This is a genomic window from Microcoleus sp. B3-D2, from assembly GCF_036705345.1.
Lineage (GTDB): Bacteria > Cyanobacteriota > Cyanobacteriia > Cyanobacteriales > Microcoleaceae > Microcoleus.
The window spans coordinates 24700-37769 of sequence record NZ_JAUBUG010000066.1; the positions used below are offsets into that span (position 1 = coordinate 24700).

Genomic DNA, 13070 nt, shown 5'->3' on the forward strand with positions numbered 1-13070 from the left:
TGCAGCTTATAAAAGATGCAGGCAGTCGAGCCAAATGGCTTATAGCTTTAAGCGTAATGGCTGATGACTGTCAGCGTACAAATGCAGAAAATTGTAGTTAACAACATTAAAAATTAGGGGAATCCATCGGGTGCGACTTAATAAAAAAACGAGGTTTATCATGACGGGTATTTCACAAATATCTTCAAAATCTTTACCAGCCGCAGACAAACTTCAACAGGGCGCAAGTCAGGCGTCCCAAGGTATTACCCGACTGGACACTGACCAACTCCCAAAAGCTAAAGCTGCCAGCGTTTCTTCCTTCGCAGTTAGCTGGGCAAAAAAATATTACAGTACCGTTGCGACACGAGAGAAGAAAGCGCCACGCCAAATTCTCCCAAGCCTCGATTTAATTAATTTTGAGGGAAATAGAGCCCCAATAGTTGACAAATTGACAGATACCCTGAATTTAGCCAGCGAGATAGCTTGGAGTAGAGTAGAAGCTCTTTTAGGGAAACAAATAGAGCGGCACAGGATCGATAAGAGCTTAATTAATCCTTTAGAAATTTCCGCCGACACTCGTACCTTATATCAGAAAGCAATAGACGCTTATGCGGATAGAGAACCTGTTTTCCGGTTGTCAGTGCTGGTGGGAAAAGATATTATCAAAGTGAGGCGAAAATACTCAGAGACAGATCCGTTAGTGCTGGGATTTGTGACAATGGAGTTTCAATACACTAGCAAAATCTTGTTAGGATGTCTTTCGGACTCAGAGCGAGCGGAATTTGCGCCCTACTTAAAAGTTGTAGACGACTACCTGCACATTCCCTACGGAGAGATTAACGAGGCTGCGGCGAATCAGCCCCCGAATTCAAGAGCTCTATTAGCCGTTCAGCATTTGTTGCAGCACACGACTCAGATTGCCAGTGCCGTGTACGATCGAGCTAGTTCCCAGCATCAAGGATACCGCAGCAGCAGCGGGTATTTGAGCGATCGCGAGGTGAAAATTTCTGGTATCCGGGATGTCGAGATTTTTCAAAGCTATTTGTGCTGGTGCGTTTTGGAAGGTAGCATTCACCCGGTACAGCAAGAATTGTTTCCAATTTGCGTGATGTTGTACCCGAAACTTCATGTAAGTTGGGAGTTAGTGCAGGATATGCTGCTGATTTTATTTTGGGAAATATGCGAGCGGCTTCCTGCTGAAGATTTAACGGTATTTGTACCTTACTTGCGTACTCTGACTGAGATGTTTTCCAGCGATGTTTTTGAAAATTAGATAATTGGAAATTGGGAATTGGGAATTGGGAATTGCCTCAAATTTACCAATTGCCTATTTAAAACTAAAAGCTGCGACTGCCAAACATCCCCAACCAACAATAAAAGCAACTCCCCCCAGTGGCGTAATTGCACCCAGCCATTTGATGTCGCTCAAACTCAGGGCGTACAAACTGCCTGAAAAGATGATTGTGCCCGCAATAAAAGCCCATCCAGCGACTGCAAAAAATGTTTGAGACTCTTGGGCGCGGCTCAAGAGTAAAGCGACGAGTAATAAAGCCAGGGCATGGTACATTTGATATCGGGCGCCGGTCTCAAAAATGGTTAAAGCTCGATCGCTCAATTGATTTTTCAAAGCGTGGGAGGCGAAAGCACCGCCTGCAACCGATAAACCTCCGAATACGGCTGCCGCTGCTATAAAAATGCGAATTAAAATTAGCGTAGACATAATATTTATTGAATTGGGAAGAAGGAAGAACGAGCAGGGAAAAACATTTAATTGTTGATATCGAATGTGCGCGGTGGGTGGCTTACTTGTCATTGCTAGCCTCCGCGAAGCAATCGCATATTAGAGATGTTCACTAGCCTAACTCTGGGAAGGGAAGGTGCGCGGGGCGCACCCTAGGCTGAGGAGAAATTAGCTTTTTTGCAGATATTTTTAACCTATTTCCGCACAGCTTCCAGCAAGCGAGAATAGTAAAAGCTAGTGCTAGTCATCGCTGTTCTGTTAATAACAAAACCATTGCTTTCTAAGATTTTGATAATATCAGCTTCGCGGTGCTGGTAAGCTCGGGTAGTTTTGCTCGGGCCGGGGAAAAGTTCACCAATTTTTTTGAGGGCGGTGAGTGCTAAAGTTTTGGGTGCAAAACTAAGAATTAGTCGCGATTCGGCGATCGAACTTAGGTGAGCAATCATTTCTGCCGCCTTATTTTGAGGATAGTGAATTAGCACATCCAAACAAATCACTGTGTGGAATTTGCCGGTTAAAGCTTCCAAATCTTGGGCGGCGAAGGAGATGTTGTAGAGCTTGCCGGGAACTGCTGTCGATCGATCGTAAGCTTCTGCTACCATCTTTTCAGAGATATCGCTAGCGCAAACAATTGCCCCAGCGTCAGCCAGAGGAATGCTCAGAGAGCCTACACCACAGCCAGCATCGCAGACACAAAGCCCGGGCAAATTGCCGTCAGCTTGCAGCCATTTGATGACTGTATCCACCGTTTGCTGGTGGCCGGTGCGGATGTCTAGCTGAACTTTATTGACTTTGCCCTCGCCGTAAATTCGCTGCCAGCGATCGAATCCCGTCGAGTTAAAATACTGTCTAACTATAGTCTTGTCGTCTACCAAATTCATCGATCTGCCTGCTGCTGAGTTATTGCCAACGGTTAGATATTATATAGCAATCCGGTTCGGAAAATGTGCAACTTGCAACAACAGATTTTAGATTGGCGATTTTAGATTTTCGATGAAAACGGCACATCTAAAATCTAAAATCTATCGGGTAATACCAGTTGGCCGATTCCCACTTTTTCAATTCTTTAATCTAAAAGGGTATAACAGGCTAAAAGAGTCGATGCCAAGTCAATTCCTTTGTCGCCGCCTTTAAATTCCAGCGCAACAATTGAGTTGCCGATTTGCCAATAATTCCCGAAATTCCGATCGCCCTTCTCGGAGATTCAGTTGCCAGGGCGATCGCACTTTCGGCATCGCAAATCCCCCACTCCACCAAATTCTGCACTCCCGCCAACAGCGGCAGAGTTGTACCCGCCAAAGTAGCAGATTCCAGCGGGGAATGGTAATCTAATCTTACCCAAGCCGTACCTTTTCTGACTTCAATTTGTCGGGAATCCCAAGGATAAACACCGTCAGGCAAACCCAAAGGAGCCAAAGCATCGCTCACTAAAAAAACGCCTTTTTCATACCTACCAGCGCGCAGAAAAAAATCAATCATTGTCGGAGAAACGTGCTTGCCGTCAGCAATTAAACCGCATTTTACGCCCGGATGAACAATCGCCGCTCCCAACAAACCCGGTTCTCGGTGGTGCAAACTCGGCATCGCATTAAAAGCGTGAGTTACCATTGAAGCTCCCCGCTCAAATGCTTGCTGCGCTTGCTCGGCAGTCGCTTGGGAGTGTCCGAGACTGACGGAAATTCCCAAACTTTGCAAATAGGAAATGACTTCGCCAGTGCTGTCTAACTCCGGCGCTAAAGTAATTATTTTGACAATATCGGCACAATCTCCTAAAACTTGCTTGACATTTTCTATAGTGAGCGGTAATAAAAACTCAACTGGGTGAGCTCCTCGCTTCTGGGGGTTGAGAAAAGGGCCTTCGAGGTGAACACCGAGAATTTCCGCTGTTTTGGGCTTAATTGTTGCCGGAGCAGCGGTTTGTACAGTGCGGATATAATCAGCTATAGTCGAGAGCGATCGCCTAAACTTATCCAGCGAAGTTGTCACCAAAGTCGGCAAAAAAGCATCGACTCCCTGATTCCACAAAAATTGACAAATTTTCGGCAACATTTCCATATGCTTGCTTTCTAAATCGGGAAAAGCAAAACCTAGGGCGCCGTTAATCTGCAAGTCAACACCGCCTAGAGAAAGCCAATCGCCTGCTACATCAAGCACTTGCAAATCGGGAGGACAAATCCGTTTAAATACGGCGTCCATCGGGCAAACTTCTTGAATGATGCCCATTTCGTCAACAGCAAGCATCTGCAAATCCTTGCAACCGGGGAGGCGAACATTGAGAATATCTGTGCGGGCGGCAGTTGGGGTTGTGGCTTCAGTCATCCGATTTTAGATTTTAGATTTTAGATTTTAGAATTAATATTCGCTACGGATAAATCCGGTGGCTGGCGATGAGGAGGGGGAGCTTTTTGCTTTTGGCTGGCTCCAGGGCTGCTCAGACGGGGGCTTGTGGCAAAATTGCTTTTAACGGTCAGTTTTGGTACAAAATATCTAAATTTGAGTTAACGCAATCATTTAAAATTAGCATTTATCTGAAATCTCAAATCTGAAAATTTTATGAATCAAGCGACAGTTGGAATTATCATGGGTAGCGATTCGGATTTGCCAACCATGAAAGATGCGATCGCAGTTTGCGAAGAATTCAGTGTTGCTTGCTCCGTGGCGATCGTCTCGGCGCACCGTACCCCCGAGCGCATGGTGGAATACGCCCAAACCGCGCACCAACGAGGCTTGAAAGTCATTATCGCAGGAGCCGGGGGAGCGGCGCACCTCCCGGGTATGGTAGCATCTTTAACGCCCTTGCCAGTAATTGGCGTGCCTGTACCCAGCCGCCACCTGCAAGGGGTAGATTCGCTGTACTCGATCGTGCAAATGCCAGGGGGGATACCCGTAGCCACAGTGGGGATCGGCAACGCTAAAAATGCTGGCTTGCTGGCAGTTCAGATACTGGCAGCTCATCAGCCGGAACTGCTAGAGCGAGTCTTGCATTACCGCAAAAATTTGTCCGAATCTGTACTGAAAAAACAAAATCAATTAGAAGAGCTAGGCTATCATAACTATCTCAATCTCAACAAATAATCCATAAACTTTTGTAGTAAGATTGGAAAGTTTTCCGAATATTGCTGAGCTTACTAGCCGTAAAGAGGGTAAAAGTGATTAAAATGACTGTCGGAAAGAAAAAGTCGAAACAACTCAGGCGGGATGCTTTAAATTTGCCAGCAGCTAACTTTTTGACCAAAGTTAACAGGTTCAAGAAATTACAAAGGACGATCGCCCGCCTCACTCCAAGTTGGCAAGCCTGCATACCTTTAGCTGCAATCATCGTCTTGGTATGGGGATATGCGGCGGTAGCCCAAACAGCTCCCGCGCCAACCACCGAGGAACAATTAGCCAGCCTTAAGGTGGGCATGGATACCATGTGGGTCATGGTAGCGGCGATGCTAGTGTTCTTTATGAACGCCGGTTTCTGTATGTTGGAAACCGGTTTTTGCCGTCAGAAAAATGCGGTTAACGTGCTGTCAAAAAACTTGATTGTTTTTGCGCTTTCTACGATCGCATATTGGGCGATCGGCTTTGCATTAATGTTCAGCAACGGTAACGGTTTTATCGGCACCAGCGGCGGATTTTTTCTCTGGAATGTAGCCGACAACAGCCCCGCTACAGGAGACGCTTATCAAGGCATTTTCAGCGCATTAAACTGGACGGGAGTGCCTCTTAACGCTAAATTCTTTTTCCAATTAGTTTTTGCGGGAACTGCTGCCACGATCGTTTCTGGAGCAGTTGCAGAGCGAGTTAAATTCATTGACTTCTTAATTTTCAGCTTGCTGCTAGTAGGAATTGCTTACCCCATTACCGGACACTGGATTTGGGGCGGCGGCTGGCTGGCAAAAGCAGGCTTCTACGATTTTGCCGGTTCGACAGTGATTCACTCGGTAGGCGGTTGGGCTGCTTTGATGGGAGCGGCATTTTTGGGGCCGCGGATCGGCAAGTACCGCGACGGCGATACTGTGGCGATGCCGGGACACAATATGAGCATTGCTACCCTGGGCTGTTTGATTTTGTGGTTGGGTTGGTTCGGGTTTAATCCCGGTTCGACAATGGCACTCGATCCAAATGCGATTGCTCATATTGCGCTCACCACCAACACCGCCGGTGCCTTTGGGGGAGTTGCTGCAACGATTACAGCTTGGCTGTACCTGGGCAAACCCGACCTTTCGATGATTATCAACGGCATCCTCGCAGGCTTAGTCGGGGTAACAGCGAGCTGCGCTTGGATCAACATCCCCAACTCGGCCATTATCGGCACGATAGCCGGTATCCTGGTAGTTTTCGCAGTAACTTTCTTCGACAACTTGAAAATTGACGACCCTGTAGGCGCAACTTCAGTTCACTTAGTCTGCGGCATCTGGGGAACTCTGGCAGTTGGCTTGTTTGCTGACGGGCCTACAACTGGACTTTATACCACAGGCCCGGCAGCCGGATTGCTTGTGGGCGGAGGTTTCGGTCAACTCGGGGCGCAGTTGGTCGGCATTATCTCTGTAGGCGGGATGACCGTGCTGCTGAGTACGATTTTTTGGGCCGCACTCAAAGCTTTGCTGGGTATCCGCGTTTCTGCTGTAGAGGAGGCTGAAGGTTTGGATATCGGCGAACACGGGATGGAAGCTTACACCGGGTTTGTTAAGGAAACTAGCTTGGACAACAGAATTGAGGGTGGCTACGGCGGTTATGCTGGGGGTTCTGGGGGTAGGACTACAAAACTGTAGAGCGTGCGAAGAGATCGACCAATTCAGCTTTCGTATCCTACATTAGCTATTTATCAGCTAATTCACGCTTTTATTCAGAAAAACCACCATCTGAAATAGCCCCCAACATATGGCTGTCTATCGTTGTGCTCGCGTTTGAATCTTCGATGCGAACGCGGGCATAATTTTATTTTTAGTTGACCTTTAAGGGCTGACATATGGCGTTGCACAATTTGAGGATGATTATGGTGGGGTGTCCCGCCTGCTGTGAAAATACACGCCTTCGGGATCAGGGGCCCCTCCCACAAAAAAAATCAAAATCATGCCGCTATTATGCAACGCCTTACATATAGTAGTTTCCGATTGCATGAGATGTGCGCCGGTAATTGGTAATGGGGAATAGAGAATCTGTAACTGACGAGCTTTGTAAACTGGTGTATTGATTAGAGTTTACCGCCAATTGCTTTAAGTTCTTCAACGATGCGCTTGTTCTTGGGATTCCTGCTGCCATCTAGGCGGGCGGAGACAACAGTGATTATTTCTAGTATATCTTTAGCTAAATCCTCGTCACAGCTAGCATTTTCGGTTTGATTTACAATCACTACCTCTGTCCCAAAGTGTTCGCACAAATTAAAAATTAGTTCAGAACCAAATCTCAGCAGTCTGTCTTTGTGAGTTAATACCAGCCTTTCTACTTGATTGTCTGCGATCGCCCTAATTAGATGTTGTAAACCCCGCTTACTGTAATTAACCCCAGAACCCACATCATCAATGATTTGGAATTGCCAGCCGTGAGATGCACAAAACAATTCCAAAACTTGTTTTTGTCTGTCTAAATCATCTTTTTGGTCGTGGCTGCTAACCCGAGCGTAAGCTATGGTTAAAGCGCCGTTGGGTTTTAAGCCGAGAAGATGAGCTAGGTCATACCGTCTGTGACCGTTAGCGGTGCGTTCCGGTATTAGCTTGCCTTCGGCTTCCCACCTGCGTAACGTGGAAGCGCTCACACCTTTAATTTTGGCGGCTTCAGTTATAGTTAATTTTTTCATTTTTGGATTTTAGCATCAGAACTGAGTAAGTTCGATCACTTTTAGATATATTTTTGTGCAGTCCTGCAGCTTGGACAAATCCGATTGCCGTGCAAGAAAGTTTGGCAGGCAGATTTTTTATGGTAAAGTAGTGCGAAAAAGCAAAGTTCTGCATCGCCGCCCTTGCCCAACACAGCACAGTGCTTGATTCTTACAAGAATTGAGGCTTTAATTGAGCGGTAAAATTTGATGCAGCAATCAGTGCAAATTATTCGGTGTGAGGCCTGCAAATAGCTTGAGTTTATGGAGAAGTTTGGAGGAGGTAGCAGAAGTAGAACTCATAAATCCCTCTTAGGGATGGAAGTTAGCCGATCGAAAGCTGTTCCGGTTTGGGCTTTGCTATCTTTGGTGACGAACGGGGTACTGATATTCACACTTGCTCAACTACTCCTGGGGGGACAGAACTTGACAGAAAGCTTCCAGGCGAATGATGCGGTGACGGCAGAAGGCGCCCAGGAACAAATTGACCAACCGGTGAGCTCTGCAAACCCAGTACTAGACGTGCCTGTTCCAGGACCGCGACATAAATGGACTTACCAGCAGTGGGTGACGCAGTTGGGTCGCGAAGCTGAGGCGGCGGCGGCGAATCGACCCTCAAGGCTGAGTGTTTTGGCTGGGGATTCTCTGAGTATGTGGTTTCCGACGAAGCTGTTACCGGTCGATCGATTTTGGCTGAATCAAGGGATTTCCGGGGAGACTTCCGTGGGTTTGCTGAAGCGGTTGCAGTTGTTCGATCGAACTGTGCCGGATACTGTGTTTGTGATGATCGGGATTAACGATTTGTTGCGGGGGGCCAGCGACGAAGGGATTTTGGACAACCAGCGGCAGATTATTCGCGATTTGCGCTGGGCTCACCCCAAAGCAGAAGTGGTTGTGCAGTCGATTTTGCCGCACAGCGGGGAACAAGCTACTTGGGAAAATCGCGATCGGCTGTTGGCGATTCCTAACAGTCGGATTCGGGCAATAAATCGGCGGCTCAAAGAGATTGCTAGTTCTGAAAATGTTTTGTATCTGGATTTGTACCCGCTGTTTGCGGATACTGACGGCAATTTGCCAACTGAACTCAGCACAGACGGCTTACACCTTAACGATCAAGGTTATCTGGTTTGGCGATCGGCCCTGCAACTGTTCAGTCAGATGCAGTTGAAAGATTAGTCATCAGTCATTAGTTATTAGTTATTAGTCCTTCATCCGTTAGAAAGATCGAGGATGAAGTCATATTGTCCCCAACTCTCCCCCCCTCATCCTCCCACTCTCCCCAACTCAAAACTCTCCCCCTATCCTCTACTAGCCCTCCCCGAATATTCTGCTGTCACGGGCTATGTCAAGTAGCGACGGATAGATTAAGAAATATGATCCTTAGATCTTTAGTATAGGGTGATACAGAATAACTGTGTGTACAAATGGTGCAATCCAAAAGGCACAGATCGTTGGATTGATAGTTGACGAATTTAGATGATTCCGGCTATACGAAGTCGGACGGTTGAGGATTGGGGAATTATCTATTGAAGATTTGTTCCGCTAAAACAGGGACTTAAAACCAAATAACTATTGCATCTAAAATCCTCACATCTAAAATCGGCTCGGTCTTCCCTGAAAATTGCTGAGTATGAAAAGGTACAACTAACGTGATCAAAAAAAGTTTAACGATCGGCATCCTGGCACTATGGCTGTTAAGCGTGCCGCTGACGGACAATGCCTTAGCTCAAGATGCTGCTGGTGCCGCTGCTGCGGTGGCGGCCAATCCTATCGACCCCGGCGATACGGCCTGGATGTTGATCTCCTCAGCACTGGTATTGCTAATGACACCGGGGCTGGCCTTTTTCTACGGGGGACTGGTGCGATCGCGCAACGTCCTCAACACCATGATGATGAGCTTAGTCATGATGGGAGTGATCGGCGTCACCTGGACGCTGTGGGGCTACAGTTTGGCTTTTGATGTCACCCGCAGCAACCTCAATGATAAAGGGTTTGGCCAAGGACTCGAAACCTTCATCGGCGGCTTGGACTGGATGTTCTTGAACAACGTCACGGCGAACACACCAGATCCGATCGGCTACGCACCGACAATACCCCACCAAGTCTTCATGGTGTACCAGATGATGTTCGCCATCATCACTCCAGCCTTGATTTCCGGGGCGATAGTCGAACGGGTAACATTTAAAACCTATTTCTGGTTCGTGCTGCTGTGGTCTACCTTCATCTACTCTCCTTTAGCCCACTGGGTTTGGGGTAGAGGCTGGCTGCAGGCGATCGGATCTCTGGACTTTGCCGGGGGCACAGTCGTGCACATTAGTTCCGGCGTTTCTGCGGTTGTCGCAGCTTGGATGATCGGGCCCCGCAAAGACCACTTGAACAAGCCCCACACCCCCCACAACGTACCCTACGTCTTGCTGGGAATTGGGATGCTGTGGTTTGGCTGGTTTGGCTTCAACGGCGGTAGTGCTTTGAGTTCTGGTTCTTTAGCAACAGTGGCTTTTGTCACCACGATGATTTCTGCAGCAGCCGGCGGTTTAACTTGGACAATTGTGGAATGGGTGCTCAGAGGCAAACCGACAGCAGTGGGAATTGCTAGCGGTTTCCTCGCGGGATTGGTGGGAATCACACCTGCGGCTGGATTCGTGCTTCCAGTGGGAGCGCTTTTGATCGGATCGATCACTTCGGTTTGCTGCTTCTTTGCCGTTAGTTTCCGGGCTAAGCTGGGATTTGACGACTCTTTGGATACCTTCCCGATTCACGGCGTCGGCGGAACTGTGGGCGCGCTTCTGACAGGTGTGTTTGCGACTAAAGCCGTTAACGATCTCGGAAATGACGGGCTGTTTGCGGGGAATCCGGGGCTAATCGTCACCCAGTTTGTAGGCGTTCTAGCTACTTACGTGTTTGCGGCTGTGGGCACTTTTGTGATCCTGAAAATTTTGGGGCAGTTTATGGAACTGCGAGTGCCCTCATCTGCTGAAGACCAAGGTTTGGATATCGGCGAGCACGGGGAAGAAGCTTACGGTGAGGATTTTGCCGGCGGTTTCAGTTCGTTTGAATCGAGTTCTCCTTTTGCGCCAAAGAAGATTTGAAGCTGATTTTTTGTGGGAGTTCGATCGTGCAGAGACTCAGCTATCTGGGTCTCTCGGCTTTTTTTAAGTTTTTTTTTTAACGAACCGCGAAGGCGCGAAGAGCGCGAAGAAGGAAGAGGAAGAAGGGTTAAGATGAAAGTATGATTCGTTTGATGCCTTCTTTGAGGATGGGAACGTTGAAGTTGATCAGAAGGCCCAAGCTGTTTTTGGTCATTTTAAGATAAGAGATAACTTGGGCTTCGTGGATGGGAGCTAGCTTTTCTACAGCTTTTAGTTCGACAATGAGGATATCGCCAACCATAAAGTCTAATTGACCTTCGCCGACTTGATGACCTTTGTAGGTGATTGCTACTGGCTTTTTAGGCTGACAAGGTATCCCCCGCATCCGAAATTCAACTTCTAAGGATTCCTGATACACTGATTCTAAAAATCCTGGCCCCAAAAGCCGATGCACCTCAATAGCCGCCCCAATCACTCTATAAGCCAACTGTTCTACCTGTTCGCCCAATTGTCTCATTCTTCTTTCTTCTTCCTTCGCGTTCTACCCTACGGGAACGGCTTCGCCGAACGCGTCTTCGCGGTTCATTCCTTCTTCCCTCTCATATCATTTCCGGTTACACCGGAATGATGTTGACGGTTGACTGTTGACTGTTGACTGTTGAGGCCGTGAACAGTCAACCGTCAACAGTGAACTCGAATTTACTATTCCGATGCTAACGGATTTGATATCATGTGTCGATCGTATAAATAGCATATCCCCTCTTCCCTACTGAGCCAATAATCGCGATCGCACCCCAGGCATTCTAAAATCAAAGGTAATTAACCTAGATTTCAACTCGATACCGCATGGATACTAAAGCTTTTAAACGATCGCTCCAACAGTCTGAAAACTACCACCGCAAAGGTTTCGGACACGAAGCTGAGGTAGCTGGCGTGATGCAGACAGCTTATCAAAGCAGTCTGATCCAGCAAATTCGCGACAATAATTACAGGCTAGAACGCGGCGCAGTTACGATCCGGCTGGCTGAGGCTTTTGGCTTTTGCTGGGGGGTGGAACGCGCTGTAGCTATTGCTTACGAGACTCGCCAACATTTCCCGTCAGAACGGATTTGGATTACTAATGAGATTATTCACAATCCGTCTGTAAATCAGCATTTGCGGGATATGGAAGTTGGTTTTATTTCTGTTGAGAAGGGACAGAAAGATTTTTCGGTTGTCGATAGCGGCGATGTGGTAATTTTACCAGCTTTTGGAGCAAGCGTGCAAGAAATGCAGTTGCTTAATGATAAGGGCTGCAAGATTGTTGATACTACTTGTCCTTGGGTTTCTAAGGTTTGGAATACTGTTGAAAAGCACAAAAAGAGGAATTATACTTCGATTATTCACGGTCAATACAAGCATGAGGAAACTGTTGCTACGAGTTCTTTTGCTGATAAGTATTTGATTGTATTGAATTTCCAGGAAGCTGAATATGTCAGCAATTATATCTTGCATGGGGGCGACCGCGATGAGTTTCTTGCTAAATTTAGCAAGGCTTATTCTGCTGGTTTTGACCCAGATGTGGATTTGGAAAGTGTTGGTATTGCTAACCAAACTACTATGCTCAAAACTGAGACAGAGAACATTGGTAAGTTATTTGAAAAAACGATGATGCGGAAGTTTGGACCTGAAAATTTGAACGACCATTTTCAGAGTTTTAATACTATCTGCGATGCGACTCAGGAACGGCAAGATGCTATGTTGAGTTTGGTTGAGGAAAAGTTGGATTTGATGCTGGTGATTGGGGGTTTTAATTCTTCTAATACTACGCATTTGCAGGAAATTGCGATCGACAAAACTGTTCCTTCTTATCACATTGATTGTGCGGAGCGCATTTTACCCGGAAATCGGATCGAACACAAGCCTTTGGGGGCAGATTTGATCGTAACCGAAGGTTGGCTACCGGATGGTAAAATTGTAGTCGGCGTGACTTCTGGTGCTTCTACGCCTGATAAGGTGGTTGAGGATGCCATCGATCGAATTTTGGCGATGAAAGCCGCTGCGGTTGTCTAATTATATTGTTTCTGCACTGCACTGGGAATCATAATTTTCTCAGTGCAGCACTTGCGTGATTCCTCGCTTGTGGCATCGCTCGATCGCTCTCACGTAAGCCAAGAGAATATAATTCCGATAGAACCGGATTTGAGATTCAACTAATTTCAACCCATTAATTCTCCCCAGTTACCCGATTGCTCGCATTTCTGATACTATTCACCCGCGCCATCGTTCCTGTGAATTTCTCCCCTGCGTCCAACAAATTATTTTTTAAATAAAATATTAAAAATTTGCCTTTTTTTTTGGGTAAAAAGCTTGACGCGGCTGGCTTGACAAGGTATTATTTAGGGCTTGCTGAATAATCGAGTGCATATTGCGTCGCGAAAGGTTTCGAGCGCGCGAGCGAGAATAAAGTGCAAGA

The 13070-nt window shown here is 47.0% G+C and carries 11 protein-coding genes; 6 read left to right on the plus strand and 5 right to left on the minus strand.

Annotated features, from left to right (window positions below):
• The first annotated feature begins 160 nt into the window (after nucleotides 1-160).
• Nucleotides 161-1255 (plus strand): hypothetical protein, encoded by a 1095-nt coding sequence (locus QUB14_RS22045; RefSeq protein ID WP_333219247.1) that lies wholly within the window; start codon nucleotides 161-163, stop codon nucleotides 1253-1255.
• Between the two features lie 54 nt (nucleotides 1256-1309).
• Here the strand turns inward: QUB14_RS22045 and QUB14_RS22050 are convergent, their stop codons facing one another.
• The 3 genes from QUB14_RS22050 to nagA form a co-directional block, all read right to left on the minus strand.
• Nucleotides 1310-1702 (minus strand): DUF423 domain-containing protein, encoded by a 393-nt coding sequence (locus QUB14_RS22050; RefSeq protein WP_190661484.1) that lies wholly within the window; start codon nucleotides 1700-1702, stop codon nucleotides 1310-1312.
• A 215-nt stretch (nucleotides 1703-1917) separates the two neighbouring features.
• The gene (gene bchM, locus QUB14_RS22055) at nucleotides 1918-2604 is read right to left on the minus strand and encodes a magnesium protoporphyrin IX methyltransferase (RefSeq protein ID WP_190661485.1); all 687 of its coding nucleotides are present in this window, start codon (nucleotides 2602-2604) and stop codon (nucleotides 1918-1920) included.
• Nucleotides 2605-2812: 208 nt separating this feature from the next.
• A complete protein-coding gene (nagA, locus tag QUB14_RS22060) occupies nucleotides 2813-4042 on the minus strand; it encodes an N-acetylglucosamine-6-phosphate deacetylase (RefSeq protein ID WP_333219249.1) in 1230 nt (409 codons plus the stop codon).
• Between the two features lie 234 nt (nucleotides 4043-4276).
• On the opposite strand from nagA, the gene purE reads away from it, so the two are divergent.
• Nucleotides 4277-4798 carry a 5-(carboxyamino)imidazole ribonucleotide mutase gene (purE, locus tag QUB14_RS22065; RefSeq protein WP_333219251.1) on the plus strand — a complete coding sequence of 174 codons (522 nt, stop codon included), beginning with the start codon at nucleotides 4277-4279 and terminating at the stop codon, nucleotides 4796-4798.
• An 83-nt stretch (nucleotides 4799-4881) separates the two neighbouring features.
• Complete coding sequence (locus tag QUB14_RS22070; RefSeq protein ID WP_333219253.1) at nucleotides 4882-6483, plus strand: ammonium transporter; 1602 nt, start codon at nucleotides 4882-4884, stop codon at nucleotides 6481-6483.
• A 422-nt stretch (nucleotides 6484-6905) separates the two neighbouring features.
• On the opposite strand, the gene QUB14_RS22075 is transcribed toward QUB14_RS22070, so the two are convergent.
• Nucleotides 6906-7508 carry an IS607 family transposase gene (locus QUB14_RS22075; protein WP_333219255.1) on the minus strand — a complete coding sequence of 201 codons (603 nt, stop codon included), beginning with the start codon at nucleotides 7506-7508 and terminating at the stop codon, nucleotides 6906-6908.
• Nucleotides 7509-7790: 282 nt separating this feature from the next.
• On the opposite strand from QUB14_RS22075, the gene QUB14_RS22080 reads away from it, so the two are divergent.
• Nucleotides 7791-8702, plus strand: coding sequence for an SGNH/GDSL hydrolase family protein (locus QUB14_RS22080; RefSeq protein ID WP_333219257.1), 912 nt, complete (start codon nucleotides 7791-7793; stop codon nucleotides 8700-8702).
• A gap of 473 nt (nucleotides 8703-9175) precedes the next feature.
• On the plus strand, nucleotides 9176-10615 hold the full coding sequence (locus QUB14_RS22085; protein ID WP_333219259.1) for an ammonium transporter: 1440 nt from the start codon (nucleotides 9176-9178) through the stop codon (nucleotides 10613-10615).
• A gap of 127 nt (nucleotides 10616-10742) precedes the next feature.
• Here QUB14_RS22085 and QUB14_RS22090 read toward each other — a convergent pair whose 3' ends face one another.
• Nucleotides 10743-11132, minus strand: coding sequence for a GxxExxY protein (locus QUB14_RS22090; protein WP_333219261.1), 390 nt, complete (start codon nucleotides 11130-11132; stop codon nucleotides 10743-10745).
• 329 nt (nucleotides 11133-11461) lie between these two features.
• Here QUB14_RS22090 and QUB14_RS22095 point away from each other — a divergent pair, with 329 nt between their 5' ends.
• The gene (locus tag QUB14_RS22095; protein ID WP_333219263.1) at nucleotides 11462-12667 is read left to right on the plus strand and encodes a 4-hydroxy-3-methylbut-2-enyl diphosphate reductase; all 1206 of its coding nucleotides are present in this window, start codon (nucleotides 11462-11464) and stop codon (nucleotides 12665-12667) included.
• The last annotated feature ends 403 nt before the right edge of the window (nucleotides 12668-13070 follow it).